The organism is Jeotgalibacillus marinus, assembly GCF_040801915.1.
GTDB classification, from domain to species: domain Bacteria; phylum Bacillota; class Bacilli; order Bacillales; family Jeotgalibacillaceae; genus Jeotgalibacillus; species Jeotgalibacillus marinus.
The window spans coordinates 1-253 of sequence record NZ_JBFMIA010000223.1 but is presented as its reverse complement, the minus strand read 5'-3'; the positions used below and the strand labels follow the sequence as shown (position 1 = coordinate 253).

The following is a 253-nucleotide window of genomic DNA, read 5'->3' as shown; positions in this document are numbered from 1 at the left end:
CTTTGCGAGCCGTGGTAACAGAGATCCATCTGATGGCTCTCACTCCGGCCGTTTTCCTCTCCTCCCTGCCTTCTTCTTTCTCCTCCTTTTTCCCCTCTCCCCCTCTTTTTCCCCTCCCTTCCCCCTCCCTCTCTTCCCCTCCCCTCCCCTTTTTCTCTCCTTTTTCTTTCTCTCCTCTCTCTTTTTCTTCCTCCCTCTTCTTTCCTCTTCTTCCCCCCCCCCCCTTCTTCCCCCCCCCTCTTTCCTTCCTTTC

General features: G+C 55.3%; 1 protein-coding gene. It reads right to left on the bottom strand.

Features of this window, described 5'->3' with window-relative positions:
- The coding region (locus AB1471_RS19055) for a hypothetical protein (RefSeq protein ID WP_367781019.1) at positions 1-253 on the bottom strand (253 nt) is incomplete at both ends.